The following is a 24,650-nucleotide window of genomic DNA, read 5'->3' on the forward strand; positions in this document are numbered from 1 at the left end:
CCAACGGCAGGGAGGCGCGCCGGTTTCCTTATTTGTCTTTGTACTTGTCGAACCAGGCGATGACCGCCGCGCCCTTGGCCGCCTGTTGGCTCGGGCTCATGGTCAGATCGCTGTGGCTTGCGCCGGGCATGACGACCAGCGCAGTGTCGACGCCCAGTACCTTCAGCGCGCCGTAGAACTGCTCGGCCTCGCTGCGCGGGGTGCGATAGTCCTCCTCGCCCACCAGCATCAGCGTCGGGGTCTTGATGTTGGCCGCATTGGCGAGCGGCGAACGGCGCCAGTAATCTTCGGGTCGCTCCCACGGCTGGCCCTTCATCCAGTACTTGCCGAAGAAGGCGTAGCCGTCGCTCATCAGGGCCATGTTGGTCCAGTTGATTACCGGCTTGTAGGAGGCGGCCGCAGCGAAGCGGTCGGTCTTGCCCACGATCCACGCGGTCAGGATCCCGCCGCCCGATCCGCCGGTGACGAACAGGTTGCCTGCATCGGCATAGCCTGCGGCAACGGCTGCATCGACTGCCGCCATCAGCTCGTCATGGTTGGAGATCGGGTAATTGCCCTCGATCCGGTCGGCAAAAGCCTGGCCGTAGCCGGTCGAACCGCCCGGATTGGTATAGAGCGTCGCATAACCGGCCGAGGCGTAGATCTGGTAGTCCGAGGAGAAGCTCGGGCCGTAACCGGCGTAGGGGCCGCCGTGGATTTCGAGGATCATCGGCAGTGGCTTGCCCTCTTGCCAGTCGGCGGGAAGCACGATCCAGCTGGGGATCTTCGTCCCGTCGGCCGCCGTTACCTGCAGTTCGCGCACTTGCGCGAGGCGCTTGCCCGACAGTTTCAGGTCGTTGAGCGAGGTCAGGCGCGTGGCCTTGCCGCCGCGCAGCACCGATACGTCGGAGGGCCTCAAAGTGCTGCCGCTAGTGTAAGCGAGCACGCCGCCATCGGACACGCTCCACTGCCCGCCTGCATAGGGACGCGTGTAATAGGTATCGACCAGCTCCGCGCCGAGCGGGCTGACGCTGCCGCCCAGCGATACCTTGGCGACCTTGTAGGTGCCTTGGTCCTCGTAGCCTGCGAAGAGGCCTGCGGCGTTCCACTCGAGCGAGGTCACGTCGCGGTCGAAGTCGCTGGCGATCCGGCGCTTGTTCGACCCGTCGCGGTCCATCACGTAGATGCCGTTCTGGACATAGGCCATCGCCTGGTCGTCATAGCCAAGGTAGGCGATCTGCCTTCCGTCAGGCGAGACTTGCGGATTGGCATCGGGACCGTCGCGGTCGGTCAGCGCGGTAATCGCGCCAGAGGTCACGTCGATCGCATAGACTTCGCTGTCGACGCCGCTCAGCTCCCAGTCCTCGTCGCGATTGCCGCTGATAAGGATGGTGCGCCCGTCGGGCGTCCATTCGAGCCCGCCGCCGTGATTGCGGTCGCCATGGGTCAGCTGGCGCGGCGCGCCGCCGACCGCATTGACGAGGAAGACCTGCGTGAAACCGGGCGTGAGATAGCCGGCCCCGTCATAGCGATAGGTCACGCGGTCGATGATCTGCGGTCCCGGCTTCCACTTGGCGCCTTCGGGCGGCGAAAGCGGCGAGCCGAGCTTGAGCGGTTCGGACGGGATGTCGGCCGAAAAGGCGATGCGCTTGCCGTCGGGCGACCATGCCAGCGATTGCGGCGCGCCGGGCAGGGCCGTGATGTTCGCGCTCTGCCCGCTGGCCATCCAGCGCACGTGCAGTTCGGGCCCGCCCCCGCTGTGGGTCGAGACATAGGCGAGGCGATCGCCGCCTGGCGACCAGCGCGGGCTGGAATGCGAGCCTTCTCCCGTCACCAGCGGCGTTTCCGCCCCGCTCGCCACGTCGATCATCCAGATCGAGGAAACCGCGGCATCGGTCATGATATCGTTGGTCCGGCGCACATAGGCGATGCGCTTGCCATCCGGGCTGATCTGCGGATCGGCCGCCACGCTGAGGCCGAACAGGTCCTCTGCCGTAAAGTCCGGGCTGGGCGCATCCTGCGCATGGGCCGGTGCGGCAAGCGCCATACCGAGCGCGACGAAACAGGCGTATCTCATGAAAAAACCTCCCCTGCGGCAACAGGGGAGGTTCAATCACACGGAAGCGATTCTGGCTAGAGCGGCGGGCCGCTCAGCTTTCGCCCTTGGTTTCGCTGGTATCGGCCTCGGGCTTCTTCTTTGGCGCGGCCTTCTTCTTTGCCGCGGGCTTGCGCTTGGGCTTCGCCTTGGCCTTGGGCGGTGCCGGGGTCAGCTCGAAGCTGGGCTTGCCGTCCTTCAGCGTCACCGCGACTTCGCCGCCGTCGGCCAGCTTGCCGAACAGCAGTTCCTCCGCCAGCGGCTGCTTGATCTTTTCCTGGATCAGGCGGCCCATCGGGCGCGCGCCGTAGAGCTTGTCGTAGCCCTTGTCGGCGAGCCATGCGCGGCTTTCCTTGTCGAACTGGATGTCGACGTTCTGTTCGGCCAGCTGCAGTTCGAGCTGGAGGATGAACTTGTCGACCACGCGCGCGACGGTCTGCTTGCCGAGATAGGCAAACGGCACGATCGCATCGAGACGGTTGCGGAATTCGGGGGTGAACATGCGTTTCACCGCTTCTTCGCTCGCATCTTCCTTGCTCACGTCGCCGAAGCCGATCCCCTGCCGTGCCATGTCGGACGCGCCGGCATTGGTAGTCATGATGAGCACCACGTTGCGGAAATCGACCGTCTTGCCGTGGTGGTCGGTCAGGCGGCCGTTATCCATCACCTGCAGCAGGATGTTGAACAGGTCCGGATGCGCCTTCTCGATTTCGTCGAGCAGGAGGACGCAGTGCGGGTTCTGGTCAACCGCATCGGTTAAAAGACCGCCCTGGTCGTAACCAACATAGCCCGGAGGTGCGCCGATCAGGCGGCTCACCGAGTGGCGCTCCATGTACTCCGACATGTCGAAGCGCTTGAGCTCGATGCCCATGATGCTGGCGAGCTGGCGGGCGACCTCGGTCTTGCCGACGCCGGTCGGGCCGGAGAACAAGAACGAGCCGATCGGCTTGTCCGGATCGCGCAAGCCTGCACGGCTCAGCTTCATCGCGGTCGATAGCCTCTCGACCGCGGCATCCTGGCCGAAGACCACGTGCTTGAGGTCGCGCTCGAGGTTTTCGAGTGCCTTCTTGTCGTCGCTCGACACCGACTTGGGCGGGATGCGCGCCATGGTCGCGATCACGGCCTCGATTTCCTTGGCGGTGATCTTCTTCTTGCGGCGGCTGGGCGGTACCAGCATCTGCATCGCGCCGACCTCGTCGATCACGTCGATCGCCTTGTCGGGCAGCTTGCGGTCGTTGATGTAGCGCGCCGATAGCTCGACCGCGGTCTTGATCGCATCGGGCGTGTACTTGACCTTGTGGTGGTCTTCGAACGCGCTGCGCAGGCCCTGGAGGATCTTGATCGTATCCTCGATAGTGGGCTCGTTCACATCGATCTTCTGGAACCGGCGCAGCAGCGCGCGATCCTTTTCGAAGTGGTTGCGGAATTCCTTGTAGGTGGTCGAACCGATGCAGCGGATCGCGCCGCTCGACAGCGCCGGTTTCAAGAGGTTCGAGGCGTCCATCGCCCCGCCGCTGGTCGCACCCGCACCGATCACCGTGTGGATTTCGTCGATGAAGAGGATCGCGTCGGGCATGCCCTCGAGCTCGTTCACGACCTGCTTCAGCCGCTCCTCGAAATCGCCGCGATAGCGCGTGCCGGCCAGGAGCGCGCCCATGTCGAGCGAGTAGATCACCGCATCGAGCAGCACTTCGGGCACGTCGCCTTCGACGATCTTGCGCGCAAGGCCTTCGGCAATGGCGGTTTTGCCGACGCCGGGATCGCCCACGTAGAGCGGGTTGTTCTTCGACCGGCGGCACAGGATCTGCACGGTCCGGTCGACTTCCGGCCCGCGGCCGATCAGCGGATCGATGCGCCCGTCCTCGGCCTTCTTGTTGAGGTTGACCGTGAACTGGTCGAGCGCGGTTTCCTTCTTGTCGGCAGGCTTGGCCTGTTCCGCCGCCTCATTGCCCTGCGCCTCTTCCGCGCCCTGCGGCGGGCGTGCCTCGACCTGTTTGCCGCCCTTGCCGATGCCGTGGCTGATGAAGCTCACCGCGTCGAGGCGGCTCATGTCCTGCTGCTGCAGGAAATAGACCGCGTAGCTGTCGCGTTCGGAGAACAGCGCTACCAGCACGTTCGCGCCGGTCACCGTGTCCTTGCCCGAGGACTGGACGTGGAGAATGGCGCGCTGGATGACGCGCTGGAAACCGGCGGTCGGCTGCGGGTCGGCGCCGTCGTCGGATTTCAGCGACTGGTATTCCTGTTCAAGATACTGGGTCACCACTGCCGTCAGCTCGCCCAGGTCGACACCGCAGGCGGTCATGACCTGCGCTGCGTCCTCGTCGCCGATCAGCGCCAGGAGCAGGTGTTCGAGCGTCGCATATTCATGGCGACGTTCGCCCGCATCGCTCAGCGCGGCGTGGAGGGTCTTTTCGAGATTGGCAGCGAAACTTGGCATTCGGATCCTACTTTCGAGGGACTCGCAGAAGGGCGAGACAGGGTGAGCCTAGGGTATCAAGCTTGACGAAAGCTGACCGGACGGCAGCGTGGGAAAGCGATATGGGAAGCGGGCGGCGCAATTTCAGCCCCCCGCGCACGCCCTAGCCCTTTCGCCCGAACAGGGCGTCGGCCGCATCGCGGTGTGCGGCGGCTTTCAGGCGGTGTTTTTCGACGCGGGCGATTTCGTCCTCGAGCAGGCGGATCCGCTCTTCCAGTTCGTCGATCGAATAAGGGGACAGGTCCTCCGCGGCGAGCTTGCTCGCGGCGTCGCCCTTGGGGCGCGGACGGTCGTCGTCATCCATGCGGCCATGCTCTTCCTTTGGGCGGTTGCTGTCAACACGCCCAGGCGGTAATGCACCGCCGCGTGGCGCAGGGGCCACGATTTTGCGACGGGGGCGATACTTGGCCGACAATCCGCCGGAAACGATGACCGCGATGGGTTTCGATGCACCCGGTGGGCCGGAGGTTTTCCGCCCCGAAACGCTGCCCGTGCCGGTCCCCGGTCCGATGCAGGTCCTGATCAAGGTCGATCATGCCGGCGTGAACCGCCCCGACGTGATCCAGCGGCAAGGCTTCTACCCGCCGCCGCCTGGCGCTTCTCCCATTCCCGGGCTGGAGGTGTCGGGCACCGTCGTCGCCATCGGCGAAGGGGCCGCGCCCGAAATGCTCAACCGGCGCGTCTGCGCACTGGTGTCGGGCGGGGGCTACGCCGAATACTGCCTCGCCCATGCCGGCCACTGCCTCCATGTCCCGCACGGCATGGACATGGCCGCCGCGGCCGCCATTCCCGAAACGCTGTTCACCGTTTGGCACAATGTGTTCGAGCGCGGCTGGGCGCGCGATGGCGAGACCCTGCTGGTCCATGGCGGGACCAGCGGCATCGGCACCATGGCCATCCAGCTGGCCAAGGAATTCGGCCTCAGCGTCGTCACCACCGCCGGCAGCGAGGACAAGTGCGAGGCCGCCCGCCGGATCGGCGCGGACCTCGCGATCAATTACACGACCCAGGATTTCGTCGAGAAGGTCAATGCCTTTACCGACGGCCGCGGAGCCGACGTGGTGCTGGACATGGTCTCGGGCGATTACGTGCAGCGCAATCTCGACTGCCTCGCGGTGGACGGGCGGCACGTGACCATCGCCGTGCTCGGCGGGCTCAAGGCGGAAATCAACATGGCCAAGCTGATGAGCAAGCGGCAGACCATGACCGGTTCGACGCTGCGCCCGCGTTCGGACGAGTTCAAGGCGCTGCTCGCCGACGAGATCTACAACCATGCCTGGCCGCTGTTCGAGGACGGGACCATCGCGCCGGTGATGGACGAGATTTTCCCGCTGGCAGAGGTTTCCGCTGCCCATGCACGGATGGAAGCGGGCGATCATGTCGGCAAGATCGTCCTCAAGGTCGGCAATGGCTGACTATACGCTCCACGAGGATCCGCGCAGCGGCAATTGCTACAAGATCAAGCTGACCGCCGCTCTGGTGGGCGTGCCGCTGGCCCTGCGCCAGTACGACATCATGGCAGGCGAGACGCGCACCGCCGCATTCCTCGAACAGGTCAATCCCAACGGGCGTATCCCGGTCCTGCAGGTGGACGATCGCTTCCTGCCCGAAAGCAATGCCGCCTGCTGGTACCTGGCCGAAGGCAGCGCGCTGGTGCCTGAGACACGGTTCGAGCGTGCCGACATGCTGCGCTGGATGTTCTTCGAACAGTACAGCCACGAACCCAATATCGCGACCTTGCGCTTCTGGCTGCATTTCGTGGGCGAGGACAAGCTGACCGAGCAGCAGGATGCGCAAATCATGGCCAAGCGTATCGCCGGTTGTGAGGCGCTGGCGCTGATGGATGCGCATCTTGCCACGCGCGACTGGTTCGTGGGCGACAGCGTCACACTCGCCGACATTGCGCTTTATGCCTATACCCATGTCGCGGGCGATGGCGGATTCAAGCTGGACGAATATCCGGCGATCCGCGCATGGCTGGCACGAGTAGAGGCCCTGCCCGGCTACATCGCAATGGCCTGACTCCGAACGGTAGCAAAGACGCGCAAGTGTAACCGAGCTGCGATGCCGGTGTCATAATGGAATGGCATGGAGCTTCCCGAACAGGGGAGGCCTTGCATGACCGAACTGACGCCCGATCTCACCGCTTTTGCCAATGTTTCCAGCTTCCTGCCCGTCCGGCCCAAGGTGCCCGAGCGCACCAGCCTCGACGAGCGGCGGCGCTTCCGCACGATCTGGATCAGCGACATCCATCTCGGCACCAAGGGTTGTAATGCCGAGTTGCTGATCGACTTCCTCGACCACACCGACAGCGACACGCTCTACCTGGTCGGCGACATCATCGACGGCTGGCGGTTGAAGAAGAAGTTCTACTGGCCCGCCGAACACAACGACATCGTCTGGCGCATCCTCAAGCGCGCGCATCGCGGCACGCGAATCGTCTATATCCCGGGCAATCACGACGAGATGGTCCGCCCCTTTGCAGGGATGAATTTCGGCGGGGTGGAGATTGCGCGTGCCGCGTTCCACGACACGGCCGACGGGCGCCGCCTGATGGTGCTGCACGGGGACGAATTCGACACGATCATGCTGGCGCACCGCTGGCTCGCCTTCGTGGGCGACGCACTCTACCACGCGATGATGCGGCTCAACACCTGGGTCGCCTCGGTCCGCAAGCTGTTCGGCCTGCCCTATTGGTCGATTTCCAAGGCAGCCAAGCACAAGGTCAAGAACGCGGTCGAGTTCATCTCGAAATACGAAGCCATCGTCGCCCGCGCTGCTGGCGAGCGCGGAGTGGACGGCGTCGTTTGCGGCCACATCCACACTGCCGATATCCGCGACTTCGATCACGCCGGAACTTCGGTTGCCTATTATAACGACGGCGACTGGGTCGAAGGCTGCACCGCGCTGGTCGAGCATTTCGACGGCAGCATGGAAATCCTCCACTGGCCCGAAGAGATCGCGAAACGCGAGGCGGAAAAGGTGGCCGTGATGGAGGCCGAGACCGCGCTGGAGGCTGCGTGAACGCTCACGCCACTCTCGATCCTTTGGCGGCGACCGGCACGGGCAAGGCCCTGCGCATCGCAATCGTGACCGATGCCTGGCTGCCGCAGATGAACGGAGTGGTGCGAACGCTGACCACGACCTGCGACCTGCTGCGTGCTGGCGGGCACGAGGTGCTGGTGATCTCGCCCGACCTGTTCGCCAGCATTCCGTGCCCGACTTATCCGGAAATCCGCCTGGCGCTCGCAAGGCCCGGCGTGGTTGCGCGGATGCTGCGCGAGTTTTCTCCCGGTGCCATCCATGTCGCGACCGAAGGTCCGCTGGGGCTTGCTGCACGCCGCTATTGCGCGTCTGCCGGAGTGAGCTTCACCACCGCTTACCACACGCAGTTTCCCGATTATGTGGCGCGTCGGACCAGCCTGCCGAGCGAATGGTTCTGGCGCTACATCAGCTGGTTCCACCGCCCCGCCAGCAGGGTGCTGGTCGCGACCGGCAGCATCCGCGAGGAACTGCGCGCCCATGGCCTCGACAAGCTTCATCACTGGAGCCGCGGCGTCGACCTTGCCTGCTTCACGCCCGACGCGCCCGTGCCTGCCGAATTCGCCGGCCTGCCGCGCCCGATCCAGCTCTATGTCGGCCGGGTCGCGGTGGAGAAGAATCTCGAAGCGTTCCTCGATTGCAGGCATCCGGGCAGCAAGGTCGTGGTCGGCGACGGGCCTGCGCTGGCAGGTTTGCGCGCCCGCTATCCCGATGCACTTTTCCTTGGCCGAAAGAGCGGGCGCGAGCTGGCCGGCTGCTATGCCGGCGCGGACGTCTTCGTCTTTCCCAGCCTGACCGACACCTTCGGACTTGTCATGATCGAGGCGCTGGCCTGCGGCACGCCTGTCGCCGCCTTTCCGGTTGCGGGCCCGCGCGATATCGTGACCGACGAGGTCGGCGCGCTGTCGTTCCAGCTCGACCGAGCGATCGATGCGGCGCTATATTGCGAGAGCGCGGCCTGCGTGGCGCTCGCCCGGCGGTATTCCTGGGAAGCGGCGACCGCGCAATTCCTCGACGGGCTCGCCGCACTGCCGCCCGACGCGCTGCCTGCCGCCTGAGCCGGCGGGCGCGCGTTGCGCCTTGCCGAATCCGCGCCTCTCGCCTACATGGGCGGGGCAATGGCCGCTCCGCGAGGGGCGGCCCTTCTATTTTCAAGTCTGAGAAAAGGCGCTTTCATGGCCGACCAACCCACTCCGCTGATGCCGCACGCGACCGCCACCTGGCTGGTCGACAACACCGGCCTCTCGTTCGAGCAGATCGCCGAATTCTGCGGCCTCCACATCCTCGAAGTGCAGGCCATGGCCGACGACCTGGCAGGCAGCAAGTACACCGGCCGCGACCCGCTCCACTCGGGCGAACTGACGCAGGCCGAAATCGACCGCGGCCAGGCCGATCCGGAATACCGCCTCAAGATGCAGCGCGCGCCCGTCGCCGTCAGCCGCACCAAGGGCCCGCGCTACACGCCGGTGTCCAAGCGCCAGGACAAGCCGGACGGCATCGCCTGGATCCTGCGCAACCACCCCGAAGTCTCGGACGCGCAGGTGTCCAAGCTTATCGGCACCACGCGCAACACGATCACCGCGATCCGCGAGCGTAGCCACTGGAACATCCAGAACATCAATCCCAAGGACCCGGTCACGCTCGGCCTGTGTTCGCAGCGCGAACTCGACGCCGTCGTCGCCAAGGCTGCCAAGAAGGCCGGCATCGAAGGCGCTGCAGCCGTGGCGGATTCGGGCAGCGACCGCGAAAAGCTGATCGAGGAACTGCGCGCCGAACGCGATGCCAATGAAAAGGCCGCCGCCGAAGCCGCACAGGAAGCCGAGGCCGAGGAATGGCTCCGCGCCAAGCGTGCCGCCGAGGAAGAAGGCGAAGCACCCGCCGAAGAAGCCTGACAGCATCCGGCAAAGCCAATTCGAAGGGCGGGCGAGGCAGATGGCTTCGCCCGCCCTTTTTGCTTGCGTTTAGGGGCAGATAGGCCATGTTACTGACATGGATGTAAGCAAGCTGCCCAATTACCATCCCGTCCCCTGGGACACGCGTTTCGAAGCCATCGCGCTGCCCGACATGTTCGCGCGCACGGCGACCGCCACGCCGGATGCACCGCTGCTGCATTTCCTCGGCCGCACCTATCCCTATTCCGCACTACACGAGCAGGCCCGCCGGTTCGCGCTCGGCCTGATCGCCCGCGGTATCGCGCCGGGCGACCGGGTCGGCCTGTTCCTGCCCAACGTGCCGAGCTACGTCGCGGCCTATTACGGCGCGATGCTGGCAGGCGCGGTGGTGGTGAATTTCTCCCCGCTCTACTCGGTCGACGAACTCAGCACGCAGGTCGCGGACAGCGGCACGCGCCTGCTGGTCACGGTGGACGTGCCCGAACTCTACGGCACAGCGGAAAAAGTGCTGCAGGCCTCGCAGCTCGAGACGCTGGTGGTGAGCTCGCTTTCGGGCATGCTGCCGAAGCTCAAGGGCCTCGCGCTCAAGCTGTTCGCGCGCAGCAAGATCGCCAAGGTCGCCTATGGCGACGGGGTGGTCGCGTGGGACGATCTCCTTTCGCAAGGCGCTGCCAGCAAGGCCGCGCTGCCTCCGCTCGATCCGCAGGGCCTCGCGCTGCTCCAGTATACCGGAGGGACCACGGGCACGCCCAAGGGCGCGATGCTGACCCATGCGAACTTGTCGATCAATGCGCAGCAGACTGCCGGGCTCAATCCCTTCGGAGATCCTGCGGGCGAGGTCTTCATGGGCGCGCTGCCGTTCTTTCATGTCTTCGCCAACACCGCGCTGCTCAACCACGCGGTGGTGACCGGCGCATCGATCGCCATGGTCCCGCGCTTCGACACGAAGCAGGTGCTGCAGACGATCGAGAAATACGGGGCGACCGGGTTCCCGGGCGTGCCGACCATGTTCCAGGCGCTGCTGGACCATCCGGACCTTGCGAAGACCGACCTTTCGACCCTCAAGGTCTGCATTTCCGGCGGCGCGCCGCTGCCCGGCCCGCTGCGCGAGAAGTTCGAAGCGGCCACAGGCGTGCGGCTGGTGGAAGGCTACGGCCTCACCGAAAGTTCGGGCGTGGTCTCGGCCAACCCCTACGAAGGCAAGCGCAAGCCCGGCACCATCGGGCAGGTCGTCATGGGGACCGAAGTCCTGCTGCTCGACAAGGAGAATCCCGAGGTGATCGCCCCTGCCGGCGAACCGGGCGAACTGGCGCTGCACGGTCCGCAGATCATGCAGGGCTACTGGAACCGGCCCGATGCGGCGAAAGACGTGTTCGTCGAACATTTCGGCAAGCGCTGGCTGCGCACCGGCGACGTTGCCACGGTGGACGAGGAAGGCTTCCTCGCCATCGTCGACCGGATCAAGGACATGATCGCGGTGGGCGGGTTCAAGGTATTCCCCAGCCAGGTGGAAGACGTGCTGCTCGAACACGAAGCGGTCAAGGAAGCGCTCGTGATCGGCGTTCCGGATGAATACCTCGGCGAATGCCCCAAGGCCTATGTCACGCTGAACGCCGGCGAAGGCGCCACCGGCGATGCCCTGCGCGAATGGCTCAACGCCCGCATCGGCAAGCACGAGCGTGTGTGCGACGTCGTCATCCGCGAAGACCTTCCCAAGACCATGATCGGCAAGCTCGATCGCAAGGCCCTTCGCGCCGAAGTGCTCGACTGAGGCGCACATAAGAAGAAGGCCGCCCTGCGCCATGCGCAGGACGACCTTCGTCCTCTCCTAGCTTGTCAGACGCGCCGCTCAGTTGGCGACGGAAAGCTCCGGCTGCTTGGCCTGCTGTGCGGGAGCAGCGGCCTTCACCGACTTGTCGCGGTGGGCGAAGCGGCCTTCGACTTGTGCGCCCTGTTCGATGGTCAGCGCGTCGTAATAGACGTCGCCGGTGATCTTCGCGCTCTTCAGGATGACCAGTTCGCGCGCCGTGATCGAACCGTTGACCGTGCCGGCCAGGCGGGCGGTTTCCGCCTTCACGCCGCCGGTGATCGTGCTGGTTTCGCCCTGCACGAGGCTGGAGCAGGCGATGTCGCCTTCCACGCTGCCGTCGATGTGCAGGTCGGCCGAGGCCTTGATATCGCCCTTGATGGCGAGATCGGAACCGAGAACGGAGAAGGTCGAGTTGCTCTTGCTGGCCATGGGAATGCTGCGTCCGGAATTAGTTGGCGTCGGCGAGCTCAGGGGCTCGGCGGATTTCTTCGAGAACATGGGGGGCGGTCTCCAGGAAAGTACGCGGGTTGACCGCGCGATTGTTGATCCGGACCTCGAAGTGGAGGTGCGGACCGGTCGAGCGACCCGTGCTGCCGATGGCACCGATGGTCTGGCCCGGCAAGACCTGCTGGCCGACCTTGGCATTGAACTTCGACATGTGCGCATAGCGCGTCATCAGGCCGTTGCCGTGGGTGATTTCGACCGTATTGCCGTAGCCGCCCTTGCGGCCGACGAAAGTGACGCGGCCCTTGGCGGCGGCGTAGATCGGGGTGCCGGTGGCGCCCTTGAAGTCGAGACCGCTGTGCATTGCGGCGCGGCCGTTGAACGGGTCGCGGCGATAGCCGAAGCCCGAGGAAATGAGGTCCTTGCGAGCCGGGGCGAACTGCGGGACGCCTTCGAGCGCCTGTTCGAGCGCGGCCATGCGCGCCATCGAAAGGCCGAGGCGTTCGAAGCGCGGATCGATCGAGCCGTCGGCATCGGTGGCGAGCCCTTCGAGCGGACCACCCATCGCCTGGTTGCGGCTGGAACGGATCACCTGGGCGGGATTGAGCTGGAGCTGCTTCAGCGCGTCGGCGGCACGCTGGGCGCGCCAGTCGGCATAGCGGGTTAGGCCTTCGACCACGGCAAGCTGGCGGGCTTCGATGCGGGCGAGTTCTGCGGCCTGCGGGAAGGCGGCGCTGACCTTCTCGACCGTGGCGGCCGCTTCGCCGGTGCTGTCGGACACAGCGGTGTCGACCTTCATTTCCTCGGGCAGGAGTTCGGCCACGCCCTCGATGAATTCCATCCGGCGGTCGAGGTCGGCGCTGACTTCCTCGAGATTGTCGCCATAGGCGGCGAGGCGTTCTTCCGAGGTCGCGACCTTGGCTTCGCGGTCGAGCAGCGAGAGGCGGTCCGAAGCGGCGCGGTACTGCGCCCAGCCGGCGACCGCCATCGACACCGCCCACACGAACAGCACCGCCACGGCGATTGCCGCAGCGGTCATCTGCACACGCGAGGAGATGGTGATGAAGCGGACCTGGCCTTCGGAGCGCATGAAGAACTCGCGATCCGGGAACCAGCTCTTGATACGGGCGATGCGACCGCCCTGTGCGATGTTGTTATCCAAAACGACCCGTCCCTTGGTCTTTGACCCTTGGGTGGGATCGCTAACAACAGTTCCCGGCAAAGGCGAATCCTGACCCCGCCGAATCCATGAGTCGAAGAGTAAGCGGGACGAGTCGTTTCATCTGCGCGAAATTTCCGAACTTTTGCGGGAACCATTCCCTAAGTCGTTGTTTACCATGCGCCCAGCGATTCGGCCCGATTCCGTCCCAATGACAAGGGTTTATGCGCCTGCTAGGGCCGATTCATGAGCGGCTCGGGAACAGCGCGGCGAATCGGTCTGCTGGGTGGCAGTTTCAACCCGGCCCATGGCGGGCACCGGCGCATCTCGCTGTTCGCGCTCGAAGCGCTCGGCCTCGACGAGGTCTGGTGGCTGGTATCGCCGGGTAACCCGTTGAAACCCAAGGCGGGAATGGCCCCGCTCGCCGCGCGCCTCGCCTCTGCGGCGCAGCAGGCCAGGCGGGCCCCGATCCGCGCCACCGCGATCGAGCGCGAGCTTGGCACGCGCTACACCGTCGACACGCTGGGCGCGATCCAGCGGCGCTATCCGAAATTCGAATTCGTCTGGCTGATGGGGTCGGACAACCTTGCCCAGTTCCACCTGTGGCGCGACTGGCGGGGAATAGCGCGCAGGATGCCGATTGCGGTGATCGCGCGGCCCGGCTATGATGCGGATGCTGTCGCGAGCCCCGCGATGGCCTGGCTGAGGCGCTACCGCGTTCCTCTCGCCAGCTTTGCAAATGGGGGCGAATGGAGCGCACCGGCACTGGTGACATTGCGTTTCGATCCCGACCCGCGTTCGGCAACGGCCATCCGCCGCGCCGACCCCGACTGGGCATCGCACCACGCCGGTTTTTCCCCGCGAGACCAGGTGACACACCGCCTCATTCCTCACGAGGAGGAAGCGACTGCGCCATGATGCGCGTTGTCTTTTCCATGGCCTCAGCCCCTGCATCTTGGAGTACAGTGCACGCCTATGACACAGGCGCATACCGACCCGGCGCGTACCGGGACCGACACGGCGAAGGTCGTCCGCATGGCTGATGCCGGTGACGCCCTGCTTTCGCTCGTGCTCAAGCAGCTCGACGACGACCAGGCCCAGGAGGTCGTGACCATCGACCTCGAGGGGAAGACCTCGATTGCCGATCACATGGTGATCGCATCGGGCCGTTCGACCCGCCAGGTGGCCTCGATGGCGCAGAAGCTGGCTGAAGAGATCAAGAAGAACGGCTTCGGCCCGGTGAAGCTCGAAGGGCTTCCGGCCGCGGACTGGGTCCTGATCGATGCCGGCGATGTCGTGGTGCATCTCTTCCGCCCCGAAGTCCGCAGCTTCTACAACCTGGAGCGCATGTGGGCCTTCGGTGATGCGCCGCCGGTAGCCGGTACGGCGTAAACCGTTTTGCGCTCGCGCCTCCGCGCGAGCGTCCTCGGTGCCATTCCTCCGCTTCGCTGCGGGCACCTGCGGGCGGGCAGTCGCCCTTTGACTGCCGTGACTCCACGCAGGTGAAACCACGGGTTCGCGCTTTGCTGCTCCACGTCATCGCTCGCGGAAAGATTGCCCGCTCGCCCGAGGCGGAACTGGTTGCGCGCTATGAGAAGCGGCTGACCTGGCCGGTCAAATTCACCGAGCTGCCCGATACGGGCGGGCGCATTCCCGAACCCCAAACTCCGTGCAAGACCGTGCTGCTCGACGAGCGGGGCAGGGACCTTCCGTCCGAAGAATTGGCCGCGATCCTCGAGCGCTGGCGCGACGACGGGATGCGCGAATGCCGCTTTGTGCTGGGTGCGGCGGACGGGCATTCGGAAGAGGAGCGACGCGAGGCGGACCTGCTGCTCGCTTTCGGCAAGGCGACCTGGCCGCACCTGCTTGCCCGCGCCATGCTGGCCGAACAACTCTACCGCGCGACGACGATCATCGCCGGACACCCCTATCATCGCAGCGGCTGATGCTGCAGGAGTGACGCCATGATCCGTGTCGCCCTCCCGCTTATGGCCGCATCGCTGGCGCTTGCTGTCGCGCTGCCCGGCATCGCCATGCCCGGAAGCAGCGACGCGGCGCGCTTCGCCGATGCCGCCGATGCGCGCGAGGCGCTGGAAGCAGCGCGCCAGCAGCAGCGCAATGCCCGCGCCCGCGCCGAGCGGCTCGAGCGCCAGTCCGTCCGCTCGGAAGCCACAGCCGACAAGGCGCAGGCCGATGCCGCCGCGCTGGCCGCGCGTGTGCAGCAGTCCGAAGCGGCGATCACCGCCGCCGAGGCGGAGCTCGCGCTGGTGGAAGGCCAGCGGCTCGCGCTCGACCGCCAGCTGGCCCGCAAGCGCGAACCGCTGATGCGCCTTACCGCTGCGCTCCAGACCATGTCGCGCCGCCCGCTGGCGCTGGCGGCCTTGCAGCCCGGATCGCTGGAAGATGTCGTCCACACCCGCGCCGCGCTGGCGTCGGCCATGCCGGTCGTGAGGGAGCGGACCCGCGCATTGCGGGGCGATCTCGACCGGGCCCGCGCGCTCGAGAAAAGCCGCGCCGACACGCTCGGCAGCCTCCGTTCCGCGCAGGCGAGCCTGACGTCACGCCGCAAGGAACTCGTGGCGCTGGCGGAGAAGGAGCGCGTGCTGGCCCGCCGCGCTGCAGGCGGCGCATCGCGCGAGGCGGAACGCGCGCTGGTGCTTTCCGAAGAAGCACGCGATCTCGACGCGCTGGTGGGCGAGCTCGAATTGGCCGGCGCCCTGCGCGTGCGCCTCGCAGCGCTTCCCGGCCCTGTCCTGCGCCCGGAAGAGGGCAAGGCCGCCGCGCCGCAGCCCGTCGCCGTGCCCAGTCCCGATTCGACCGAGGCGCCCTCGCGCTACCTCCTGCCGGTCGCAGGCCGCGTGGTGGCGGGTTTCGGCGAAGCGAGCGTCGCCGGTTCGCGCACCTCGGGTATCGCCATCGCCCCGCGTCCGCGCGCGCAGATCGTCTCGCCGGGTGCGGGCCGCGTCGCTTTTGCTGGGCCCTATCGCGGCTTCGGCTCGATCGTGATCGTCGAGCACGGCAATGGCTGGACCAGCCTCGTCACGGGCCTCGGCAATGTGGCGGTCGAGGTGGGCCAGAACGTCACGGCCGGTTCGCCATTGGGGCAGGCACCGCTGCGCAGGCCCGAAATCGCGCTGGAATTGCGGCGCGAGGGGGAGTCGGTCAATCCGCTCGACCACCTGCGCTAGGCCGTCGGTCGAAAACCGTGCCTTGAAGGGACACAAAACGGCTCATCTTTCATTCACGCCCCGCGCGCTATAGAATGGTCGCAGCTTGCAAGGATTTGGTTTGATGAAGATTGCCGAACTGGCCCGTTCCGCCGCCCTCGTGACCGCCGTCGCGCTCATTCCCGCGACGACCGCCGGTCTCGCGCAGGTCGATGGCAAGGCGGGCCCCGAATTCGGCAAGCTGTTCGCGGTCTACCAGCGCATCAAGGCCAGCTACGTCGAGCCGGTGTCCGACGACGTGCTGATCAATGGCGCGATCGACGGCATGCTTGCCGCGCTCGACCCGCATTCGGCTTATCTCGACGGTTCCGATCTCCAGCGGCTGGAGACGATGATCGACGGCAATTATTCCGGTCTCGGCCTGTCGGTCGTGAGCGAGGATGGTGCGGTCAAGGTCATCTCGCCCTTCCGCGGCAGCCCTGCCGACCAGATGGGCGTGAAGGCAGGCGACTACATCACCCACCTCGACGGCGAGCTGATCTACGGCCTCGAACTCGACGAGGCAGTGGCGCGCATGCGCGGCAAGGCCGGTACCGCGATCAAGCTCACCATCTTCCGCCCGGGCCGCGAAGAGCCATTCGACGTCAGCGTGACGCGCGGCGTGATCGAGCTCGAACCGGTCACCTGGGAGCTGGAAGACGGCCGGATCGGCCACATCATGGTCAACGAATTCTCGCGCGATGTCGGTGCCGACGTCTACGGCGCGTGGAAGGATTTGCAGAAGCAGGCCGCCGGCCGCCTCAACGGCCTCGTGCTCGACCTGCGCTCCAATCCCGGCGGCTCGCTCGACGAAGCGGTGGCGCTGTCCGACCTGTTCCTCTCGCACGGCCAGATCGTCTCGCAGCGCGGCCGTGCCCGCGGCGAATCGATCAGCTATGACGCGGAAACCGTGTTCCGCGGCGATATCGCGGAAGGCATCCCGATCGTGGTGCTGATCGACGCAGGCTCGGCCTCGGCCAGCGAAATCGTCGCCGGCGCGCTGCAGGACCATCGCCGCGCGGTGGTCATGGGCGAACGCAGCTTCGGCAAGGGCAGCGTCCAGTCGCTGCTTCCGCTCGGCCGCGACGCGGCGCTCAAGCTGACGACGGCGCGCTATTACACGCCCAAGGGCCATTCGGTGCAGGAAGGCGGCATCAAGCCTGACATCACCGTGCCCCAGCTGTCCGACCCCGACCTTGCCAAGCGTAACAAGTTCATCATGCGCGAAAGCGATTTGCGCGGCCACCTGATCAACGAGCTCGGCCTCAAGGACGAGGACCTGGAAAGCGACAAGCGCGCCGATCCACGCTTCCAGCAGACCGCTGCCGAGCTTGAAGAGCAGGGCATCAAGGACTTCCAGCTGCACTATGCGCTGCAGACGCTGCGCCGGACCTCGCCGAGCTCGGTTGCCGTGCGCAACAAGTAGGGCTAGCAACCGCCCGGTATGACCGACACGTCCCCGACGCAGCTGGCCCAGCGGCTGGCGCTGGCGATCCCCGCAGCCCTGCTGGCAGGCGCCTATATCTCGCAATACGGCTTCGGCTTGTTCCCGTGCGAAATGTGCTGGTGGCAGCGCTGGCCGCACTTTGCCGCGCTCGCATTGGCGCTGGTGTCCTTCTTCGCTCCGCCGAAGAAGCTCTGGATCGCGCTGGCGGCAGGCGGCATCCTGACCTCGGGCGCCATCGGCTTCTTCCATGCCGGCGTCGAATACGGCTGGTGGGAAGGGGTGACCTCCTGCGCCGCGATCCCGCTGCCGGACTCCGGCGAAAGCGCGCTCGATGCGATCATGAACACGCCGATGGTCCGCTGCGACGAGGCACCATGGACGCTGCTGGGCATTAGCCTTGCAGGTTTCAACTTCCTCTTCTCGGTACTGGGCGGGCTGTTCATCTTCCGCCTGCTGGCAAAGGACAAGGCGGCATGAGCAAGACACCCGACCACATCGCCCGGATGATCCGCGTCGACCAGGCGGGTGAATTCGGTGCCACCCGCATCTATGCCGGCCAGCTTGCCGTGATGGGCGACCGCGGCCCGCACTCGGCGGAAATCGCCGGCATGGCCGAACAGGAAGCCGGCCACCGCGCGAAGTTCGATGCGCTGATGGCGCGCCGCGGCGTGCGCCCGACCGCGCTCCAGCCGTTCTGGGATCGCGCCGGTTTCGCGCTCGGCGCCGTGACCGCGCTGATCGGTCCGGAAGCGGCGATGGCCTGCACGGCTGCTGTCGAGACCGAGATCGACAAGCACTATTCCGACCAGCTCGACCAGCTCGCCGAAACCAACGAGGATCCCGAACTCGCCGCGATGATCGAGGAATTCCGCGAGGACGAGCGCGAACATCGCGATGCCGCCCTAGCCGCAGGGGCGGAGCGTGCGCCCGCCTATCCGGTGCTCTCCGGCCTCATCCGCATGGGTTGCCGCGCGGCGATCCGGATTTCGGAACGGATCTGACGCGGTGCGGGCCTGATGCCGCCCCGCTTCATTGACTATTCACGCGAAGGCGCGCCTAATCGCGCCATCCGCATTCCACGAGGTTCCCATGTCGAAGCCCCTTTTCGCCCTTGCCGCCACCGCAGCCGCATTCGCCGTGACGCCCGTCGCCGCGCAGCAGCCGGTCGACACCGGTGACGAGCGCTACAACATGGTCGTGGTCTATGGCGACGATGCCTGCCCGCCGAGCGAAGGCGACACGATCATTGTTTGTGCGCGCAAGGCTGAAGCGGAACGCTACCGTATCCCCGAGGCGCTGCGCACTTCGTCCAGCCCGGCAAACGAAAGCTGGGCCTCGCGCGTGGAAAGCCTCGAAATGGTCGGCGCATCGGGCATCCTGTCCTGTTCGCCCGCCGGTGCCGGCGGCGTGCTGGGCTGTACCGAACAGTTCATCGACAAGGCCTACGCCGAAAAGCGCGAAGGCAGCGACGTGCGCTTCTCGCAGATCATCGCCGAACAGCGCGAGGAACGCCTCTCTACCATCGACGCCGATGCCGAGCGCACCCAGCGCGATGTCGAGATGATCGAGCGCGAATACATGGAGCGCCTCGCGCGCGAACGCGGCGAGCCGCTGCCGGGCGACGAGGCTGCCCCGGCCACCGAGCCGACCGTGGTTGCCAAAGAGCCCGAGGCCGCCGACCAGCCCGAATAAGGTCTATGGCCTGTTAACCGTTTCCCGTTACAGCGCAGCCTCATGACTGCGCGCCCCAACATCCTCACCGTTTTCGGCACCCGTCCCGAAGCGATCAAGCTGTTCCCGCTGGTCCATGCGCTGGAAGCGGACGACCGGTTCGAAAGCCGGGTCTGCGTGTCCGCGCAGCATCGCGGGATGCTCGACCAGGTGCTCTCGATTGCGGGAGTGACGCCGGACCACGATCTCGACCTGATGACGCCGGGCCAGTCGCTCGACGAACTGACCGCCCGCGCGCTCACCGGCATCGGCAAGGTGCTGGACGAGAAACGGCCCGACTGGGTGGTGGTGCAGGGCGATACGACCACGGTGATGGCAGGCGCGCTCGCCGCCTATTACCGCCAGATCCGCGTCTGCCACGTCGAGGCAGGCCTGCGCAGCGGCAATATCTACCACCCTTGGCCCGAAGAGGTGAACCGCCGGGTCGTGGGCACTTTTGCCGCGCTCCACTGCGCGCCGACCGAAACCAGCGCTGCGGCCCTGCTGAAGGAAAACGTCGATCCCGCCACGGTGCATGTTACCGGCAACACCGTGATCGACGCGCTCAAATGGGTGACGCAGCGGATCGAGGAGCAGCCTGCGCTCGCCTCCGGCCTTGCGGGCCTGGAGATGCGCTTCGCTGGCAAGCGGATCATCGGCATGACCAGCCACCGGCGCGAGAATTTCGGCGACGGCATGCAGAATATCGCCGATGCGGTTAAACGTATTGCTGCTCGCGATGACGTTGCGGTTATTTTTCCGGTCCACCTGAACCCAAACGTGCGCGCCGTGATGAACGAGCAGCTGGCCCGTCTCGACAATGTCGCGCTGATCGAACCGCTCGACTATCCGCACTTCGCGCGCCTGCTCGACATCAGCACGTTGATGCTGACCGACAGCGGCGGCGTGCAGGAAGAAGCGCCCGCGCTGGGCAAGCCGGTGCTCGTGATGCGCGAGACGACCGAACGGCCCGAAGGCGTCGAGGCCGGCACCGCGAAGCTGGTCGGCACCGATGCCGACACGATCGTGCGCGAGACCACCCGATTGCTCGACGATGCAGAGGCCTATGCTGCCATGGCCCGCGCGCACAATCCGTTCGGCGACGGGCATTCCGCGCAGCGTATCTGCGACCTGCTGGCGAGCGCCTGATTCACCATTACTGGTAAATTTACCTTCGCGCGCTAGGACTGCGGGCAAACTTCTGACGGGACTTTTTCAAGACATGCGTGGCGACATCAAACCCGACGTCTGTGTCATCGGCCTCGGCTACATCGGCCTGCCCACGGCAGCGATCATCGCGCGTGCGGGTTGCCGCGTGCACGGCGTCGATGTGACGCAGACCGTGGTCGACACAATCAACCGCGGCGAAATCCATATCGAGGAAGTCGACCTCGACGGGCTGGTGCAGGCGGTGGTCCAGCGCGGCCTGCTCAAGGCCTCGACCAAGATCGCGCCTGCCGATGTCTTCGTAATCGCCGTGCCGACGCCGTTCGCCAAGGACGGCAACCACACGCCCGACACGTCATACGTGATGGCCGCGGCGGAAAACGTCGCGTCGGTGCTCAAGAAGGGCGACGTGGTGATCCTCGAATCGACCTCGCCTGTCGGCACGACCGAGGCAATGCGCGATGCGATCGCGGCCAAGCGGCCCGATCTGGCCATGCCCGGCCTCACCGACGGCCAGCCCGACATCAGCCTTGCCTATTGTCCCGAGCGCGTGCTGCCGGGCAAGATTCTCGAGGAACTGACGCATAACGACCGTTCGATCGGCGGTATCACCCCGCGCTGCGCGCGTAAGGCGCTCGCTTTCTACAAGCGCTTCGTGAAGGGCGAATGTGTCACCACCGACGCCCGCAGCGCGGAAATGACCAAGCTTGTCGAAAACAGTTTCCGCGACGTGAACATCGCTTTTGCCAACGAATTGTCGATGATTGCCGACAAGCAGGGCCTCGACGTGTGGGAGGTGATCCGCCTCGCCAACCGGCACCCGCGCGTGAACATCCTCACACCCGGCCCCGGCGTGGGCGGCCACTGCATCGCGGTCGACCCGTGGTTCATCGTCCATGGCGCGCCCGAAGAAGCCAAGATCATCCGCCAGGCGCGCGAAACCAACGATGCCAAGATGCACCACGTCCTCGCCCGCGCAAAGGCGCTGGTGGAGGGCAATCCGGGCGCGAAAATCGCCTGCCTCGGCCTCGCCTTCAAGGCCAACATTGACGACTTCCGCGAAAGCCCGGCACGCTATGTCGCGGCCAGCATCGCCCGCGAATATGGCGAGCGAGTGCAGGTGGTCGAACCCTATGCCGGCGAGCTGCCACGCGAATTCCACGGTACCGGCGCGGAGCTGGTCGATATCGACACCGCGCTGGAAGAGAGCGATGTGATCATCGTCCTCGTCGATCACGACGTTTTCAAGGTCATCCCGCCCGAAGAGCGCGAGAACAAGGCGGTCTACGACACGCGCGGTATCTGGCCGGACGCCGCCTAGGCCCCCGGCCGCAAGATCACGCCTTGTCGAGCGCGATGTCGGGCGCGTCTTCCTGCTTCATGCCGACGACGTGATAGCCCGCATCGACATGGTGCGTCTCGCCGGTCACGCCCGATGAGAGGTCGGACAGGAAGTAGAGGCCCGATCCGCCCACGTCCTCGATCGTGACATTGCGGCGCAGGGGCGAATTGTATTCGTTCCACTTCAGGATGTAGCGGAAATCGCCGATGCCGCTCGCCGCGAGCGTCTTGATCGGCCCGGCGCTGATCGCGTTGACGCGGATGTTCTGCGGGCCGAGATCGTTGGCGAGGTACTGGACGCTGGTTTCCAGCGCGGCCTTGGCGACGCCCATCACATTGTAGTGCGGGATGACCTTTTCCGCGCCGTAATAGGTCAGCGTGAGGATGCTGCCGCCGTCGGGCATCATGTCCTTGGCGCGCTTCGCCACCGCGACCAGCGAATAGGCGGAGATGTTCATCGTCATCAGGAAGTTGTCGAGGCTGGTGTCGACATACTGCCCGCGCAGCTCGCTCTTGTCGGAGAAGCCGATCGCGTGGACGACGAAATCGATAGTTTCCCAGCGTCCCTTCAGCGTGTCGAAGGCGCGGTCCAGTGCGTCCATGTCCGAGACGTCGCATTCGAACACGAAATCGCTGCCTAGCTGTTCCGCCAGTGGGTCGACGCGCTTCTTCAGCGCCTCGCCCTGGTAGGAGAAGGCCATTTCCGCACCCTGTTCGTGCAGCTTCTTCGCAATCCCCCAGGCCAGCGACTTGTCGTTGGCGAGCCCCATGATGAGCCCCCGCTTGCCTGCCATCAGTCCGCTCATGTTGCGTCCTTCTCTTCCGTCTGTTTGCGTTCCGCGCCCCTGCGCCGGTCGTCTTCCTGGCCGACCTTGTTGATTTCCTCTTCCGGGGTTTCGGCAAGGGCCGCGTTGAGTTCCGCGCCGATAACCACACCGAGGCCGACAAGCCAGAAAAAGAACAGCGCGATCATGATCCCGGCAAGGCTGCCGTAGGTGAGGTTATAGGTGAAGAAGCTGCGCAGCACGACCGGCAGCCAGGTGGTGACGAGGATCCACCACAGCGTCGTGAACAGCACGCCCGGCCATTTGGGATAGCGCCTGTGGCGATAGCGCGAGGGCGTGAGCGAATAGAACAGCATGTAGAGCGAGCCGAACAGGCCGAGTGCGGGCAGGATGCGCGACAGCTGCAAATCCACCACGCGGTTCATCAGCTGCGGGAAATAGGCCTCGATCACCTGCTGCGCGGCGCCGATGACGACCTGCGCAAGCAGCGAGAGCATCAGCAGCATCACCGCTGCAAGGATCACCCCGCTGGAAAAGATGCGGTACTTCCAGAAAGCCTTGGTCATGCGCGTGCCGTATGCACGGCGCAGGATGTCGCGGATCGTCTCGACCAGGCTTCCGACCGTCCAAAGTCCGACGGCCGCGCCTGCCCAGAGCAGCCAGCCGCTGCGTGCTTCGATCACGTCGCGCGCGACCGGCTCGATCACATTGCCGACCACGGGTGGCAGGGCGACCAGCACGGCATTGATGGTGGCGGCGCGTTCGGCCTCCTCCCCGAACAGCGAGAACAGCGCCGAGCCGAGAATGAAGAAGGGGAAGATCGACAGCATCGCCAGATAGGCAAGGTTGCCGGCATGGATGAAGCCGTCGTTGAACGTGCCGACGACCGTGCGCTTCACCACTTCGAAGGCCCGCGTGCCCGGACCGACCCTGCGGGCGACTTCCCCGCGCAACGTCTGGGCTTCCCGCCGCCGCGCCTCGGGAGAGAGCGAGTGGATCTCGCGCTCTTCGGGCTGGGGAAGCGTCGGATGTCTCAAGCGGCCTTACACCCCGAGTTTGCTGCGTGGGTCGCTTTCGTCCTTCCACCCGTCGAGCCGCTTGGCAAGCTCGTCCATGTCGGCAGGCAGCTGGATTTCCAGCGTGACGAGCTGGTCGCCGCGCGTCCCGTCCTTCTTGGTGAAGCCCTTGCCCTTGAGGCGCAGCACGGTGCCGCCGCTGGTCCCGGGCTTGATCGTCATCATCACCGGGCCATCCACCGTGGGCACGCGCACCTTGCCGCCGCCGACCGCCTCGTCGAGCGTGATCGGCAGGTCGAAGCGCACGTCGAAGCCTTCGCGGCGGTAGAGCTTGTGGCTGTCGATGCGGATGGTGACGAGCCCATCGCCCGCGCCGCCCGGACCCTGTTCGCCCTTGCCCTTGAGGCGCATCTGGGTGCCGTCTTCCAGCCCCTTCGGCAGCTTCAGGTCGATCGTCTTGCCATCGGCCAGCGTGATGCGCTGGTCGCGCAGCGAGGCCGCGTCGGTGAACGGCACGCGCAGCGTATAGGCGATGTCGGCGCCCTTGCGCGGCGGCGGGGGGCGCCGTCCGCCGAAAGGATCGGCGCGCCCGCGTGTGCCGGCCCGGCCGCCGCCGAACAGGCCGTCGAAAATATCGCCGAGATCGACGCCGTCATTGCCGAAGCCCTGGAAATCCTCTGCCCGGAAGCCGCGCTGGCCGCCGCCTGGATGGCCGCCGAAGCCGCCGCCGAAGGGATTGGTCGGATTCCCGTCCGCGTCGATTTCACCGCGGTCGAAACGGGCGCGCTTGTCCTTGTCGGACAGCAGGTCATACGCATTGGTGACTTCCGAGAACCGCTCGGCAGCCTTGGGATTGTCCTTGTTGCGGTCTGGGTGCAGCTCCTTGGCGAGCTTGCGATAGGCGCTCTTGATGTCCTGTTCGGACGCGGAACGGGTGACGCCAAGGATGGAGTATGGATCGGCCATTGCGTGTTAGCTAGGTGCAACACTCGCGCCGCGCAAGCGGCGAGGCTTTCCTACGCGCGGCACTGGGGTTAGGGAGCAGGTCATGCATGGTCCCAACCCCTTCGCGATGCACGAA

The 24,650-nt window shown here is 65.7% G+C and carries 24 protein-coding genes; 16 read left to right on the top strand and 8 right to left on the bottom strand.

Annotated features, from left to right (window positions below; genetic code table 11):
• Nucleotides 1-28 precede the first annotated feature (28 nt).
• The 3 genes from GRI42_RS11580 to GRI42_RS11590 form a co-directional block, all read right to left on the bottom strand.
• Nucleotides 29-2,056, bottom strand: a complete 2,028-nt coding sequence (locus GRI42_RS11580; protein ID WP_160608637.1) for an alpha/beta hydrolase family protein — start codon at nucleotides 2,054-2,056, stop codon at nucleotides 29-31.
• Between the two features lie 73 nt (nucleotides 2,057-2,129).
• On the bottom strand, nucleotides 2,130-4,511 hold the full coding sequence (gene clpA, locus GRI42_RS11585) for an ATP-dependent Clp protease ATP-binding subunit ClpA (RefSeq protein ID WP_160608638.1): 2,382 nt from the start codon (nucleotides 4,509-4,511) through the stop codon (nucleotides 2,130-2,132).
• Between the two features lie 142 nt (nucleotides 4,512-4,653).
• A complete protein-coding gene (locus tag GRI42_RS11590) occupies nucleotides 4,654-4,854 on the bottom strand; it encodes a DUF1192 domain-containing protein (RefSeq protein WP_160608639.1) in 201 nt (66 codons plus the stop codon).
• Between the two features lie 124 nt (nucleotides 4,855-4,978).
• Between GRI42_RS11590 and GRI42_RS11595 the strand changes: the two genes are divergently transcribed.
• The 6 genes from GRI42_RS11595 (at nucleotide 4,979) to GRI42_RS11620 (ending at nucleotide 11,255) form a co-directional block, all read left to right on the top strand.
• The gene (locus tag GRI42_RS11595; RefSeq protein ID WP_170290040.1) at nucleotides 4,979-5,965 is read left to right on the top strand and encodes an NAD(P)H-quinone oxidoreductase; all 987 of its coding nucleotides are present in this window, start codon (nucleotides 4,979-4,981) and stop codon (nucleotides 5,963-5,965) included.
• Entirely contained in the window at nucleotides 5,958-6,572 is a 615-nt protein-coding gene (locus GRI42_RS11600; protein WP_160608640.1) for a glutathione S-transferase family protein, read from the top strand. Before GRI42_RS11595 ends, GRI42_RS11600 begins: the two co-directional genes overlap by 8 nt.
• 96 nt (nucleotides 6,573-6,668) lie before the next feature.
• Nucleotides 6,669-7,574 (top strand): UDP-2,3-diacylglucosamine diphosphatase, encoded by a 906-nt coding sequence (locus GRI42_RS11605; RefSeq protein ID WP_160608641.1) that lies wholly within the window; start codon nucleotides 6,669-6,671, stop codon nucleotides 7,572-7,574.
• A gap of 50 nt (nucleotides 7,575-7,624) precedes the next feature.
• On the top strand, nucleotides 7,625-8,650 hold the full coding sequence (locus GRI42_RS11610) for a glycosyltransferase family 4 protein (RefSeq protein ID WP_160609199.1): 1,026 nt from the start codon (nucleotides 7,625-7,627) through the stop codon (nucleotides 8,648-8,650).
• Nucleotides 8,651-8,767: 117 nt separating this feature from the next.
• A complete protein-coding gene (locus GRI42_RS11615; protein ID WP_160608642.1) occupies nucleotides 8,768-9,484 on the top strand; it encodes a DUF1013 domain-containing protein in 717 nt (238 codons plus the stop codon).
• A gap of 97 nt (nucleotides 9,485-9,581) precedes the next feature.
• A complete protein-coding gene (locus GRI42_RS11620) occupies nucleotides 9,582-11,255 on the top strand; it encodes an AMP-binding protein (RefSeq protein ID WP_160608643.1) in 1,674 nt (557 codons plus the stop codon).
• A 78-nt stretch (nucleotides 11,256-11,333) separates the two neighbouring features.
• Here GRI42_RS11620 and GRI42_RS11625 read toward each other — a convergent pair whose 3' ends face one another.
• Together GRI42_RS11625 and GRI42_RS11630 are read right to left on the bottom strand one after the other, a co-directional pair.
• Nucleotides 11,334-11,723 (bottom strand): bactofilin family protein, encoded by a 390-nt coding sequence (locus tag GRI42_RS11625; RefSeq protein ID WP_160608644.1) that lies wholly within the window; start codon nucleotides 11,721-11,723, stop codon nucleotides 11,334-11,336.
• A 19-nt stretch (nucleotides 11,724-11,742) separates the two neighbouring features.
• Nucleotides 11,743-12,828, bottom strand: coding sequence for a M23 family metallopeptidase (locus tag GRI42_RS11630; RefSeq protein ID WP_170290041.1), 1,086 nt, complete (start codon nucleotides 12,826-12,828; stop codon nucleotides 11,743-11,745).
• Nucleotides 12,829-13,143: 315 nt separating this feature from the next.
• On the opposite strand from GRI42_RS11630, the gene GRI42_RS11635 reads away from it, so the two are divergent.
• The 10 genes from GRI42_RS11635 to wecC all read left to right on the top strand — a co-directional run bounded on the left by GRI42_RS11635 (nucleotide 13,144) and on the right by wecC (nucleotide 21,748).
• Complete coding sequence (locus tag GRI42_RS11635; protein ID WP_160608646.1) at nucleotides 13,144-13,815, top strand: nicotinate-nucleotide adenylyltransferase; 672 nt, start codon at nucleotides 13,144-13,146, stop codon at nucleotides 13,813-13,815.
• Between the two features lie 57 nt (nucleotides 13,816-13,872).
• A complete protein-coding gene (gene rsfS / locus GRI42_RS11640; RefSeq protein ID WP_160608647.1) occupies nucleotides 13,873-14,289 on the top strand; it encodes a ribosome silencing factor in 417 nt (138 codons plus the stop codon).
• A gap of 131 nt (nucleotides 14,290-14,420) precedes the next feature.
• On the top strand, nucleotides 14,421-14,843 hold the full coding sequence (locus tag GRI42_RS11645) for a 23S rRNA (pseudouridine(1915)-N(3))-methyltransferase RlmH (protein WP_160609200.1): 423 nt from the start codon (nucleotides 14,421-14,423) through the stop codon (nucleotides 14,841-14,843).
• Nucleotides 14,844-14,861: 18 nt separating this feature from the next.
• Nucleotides 14,862-16,085, top strand: a complete 1,224-nt coding sequence (locus GRI42_RS11650) for a murein hydrolase activator EnvC family protein (protein WP_160608648.1) — start codon at nucleotides 14,862-14,864, stop codon at nucleotides 16,083-16,085.
• A 103-nt stretch (nucleotides 16,086-16,188) separates the two neighbouring features.
• The gene (locus GRI42_RS11655) at nucleotides 16,189-17,529 is read left to right on the top strand and encodes a S41 family peptidase (RefSeq protein ID WP_160608649.1); all 1,341 of its coding nucleotides are present in this window, start codon (nucleotides 16,189-16,191) and stop codon (nucleotides 17,527-17,529) included.
• Nucleotides 17,530-17,547: 18 nt separating this feature from the next.
• Nucleotides 17,548-18,027 (top strand): disulfide bond formation protein B, encoded by a 480-nt coding sequence (locus GRI42_RS11660; protein ID WP_160608650.1) that lies wholly within the window; start codon nucleotides 17,548-17,550, stop codon nucleotides 18,025-18,027.
• Nucleotides 18,024-18,551, top strand: a complete 528-nt coding sequence (locus GRI42_RS11665) for a demethoxyubiquinone hydroxylase family protein (protein WP_160608651.1) — start codon at nucleotides 18,024-18,026, stop codon at nucleotides 18,549-18,551. The genes GRI42_RS11660 and GRI42_RS11665 overlap by 4 nt, the downstream gene beginning before the upstream one ends.
• Nucleotides 18,552-18,639: 88 nt before the next feature.
• Nucleotides 18,640-19,242, top strand: a complete 603-nt coding sequence (locus GRI42_RS11670) for a hypothetical protein (RefSeq protein WP_160608652.1) — start codon at nucleotides 18,640-18,642, stop codon at nucleotides 19,240-19,242.
• A gap of 42 nt (nucleotides 19,243-19,284) precedes the next feature.
• Complete coding sequence (wecB, locus tag GRI42_RS11675; protein ID WP_160608653.1) at nucleotides 19,285-20,409, top strand: non-hydrolyzing UDP-N-acetylglucosamine 2-epimerase; 1,125 nt, start codon at nucleotides 19,285-19,287, stop codon at nucleotides 20,407-20,409.
• A gap of 73 nt (nucleotides 20,410-20,482) precedes the next feature.
• Nucleotides 20,483-21,748 (top strand): UDP-N-acetyl-D-mannosamine dehydrogenase, encoded by a 1,266-nt coding sequence (gene wecC, locus GRI42_RS11680; protein WP_160608654.1) that lies wholly within the window; start codon nucleotides 20,483-20,485, stop codon nucleotides 21,746-21,748.
• Nucleotides 21,749-21,764: 16 nt separating this feature from the next.
• Here wecC and fabI read toward each other — a convergent pair whose 3' ends face one another.
• From fabI to GRI42_RS11695, 3 genes are read right to left on the bottom strand one after another with little or no spacing between them, the layout of a single operon-like run.
• A complete protein-coding gene (gene fabI / locus GRI42_RS11685; protein ID WP_160608655.1) occupies nucleotides 21,765-22,574 on the bottom strand; it encodes an enoyl-ACP reductase FabI in 810 nt (269 codons plus the stop codon).
• Nucleotides 22,571-23,590 carry a YihY/virulence factor BrkB family protein gene (locus tag GRI42_RS11690; RefSeq protein WP_160608656.1) on the bottom strand — a complete coding sequence of 340 codons (1,020 nt, stop codon included), beginning with the start codon at nucleotides 23,588-23,590 and terminating at the stop codon, nucleotides 22,571-22,573. Before GRI42_RS11690 ends, fabI begins: the two co-directional genes overlap by 4 nt.
• Nucleotides 23,591-23,596: 6 nt before the next feature.
• Nucleotides 23,597-24,535 (bottom strand): DnaJ C-terminal domain-containing protein, encoded by a 939-nt coding sequence (locus tag GRI42_RS11695; RefSeq protein ID WP_160608657.1) that lies wholly within the window; start codon nucleotides 24,533-24,535, stop codon nucleotides 23,597-23,599.
• Nucleotides 24,536-24,650: the final 115 nt, after the last annotated feature.

This window comes from Qipengyuania gaetbuli, from assembly GCF_009827315.1.
In the GTDB taxonomy this organism is placed as follows: Bacteria; Pseudomonadota; Alphaproteobacteria; order Sphingomonadales; family Sphingomonadaceae; genus Qipengyuania; species Qipengyuania gaetbuli.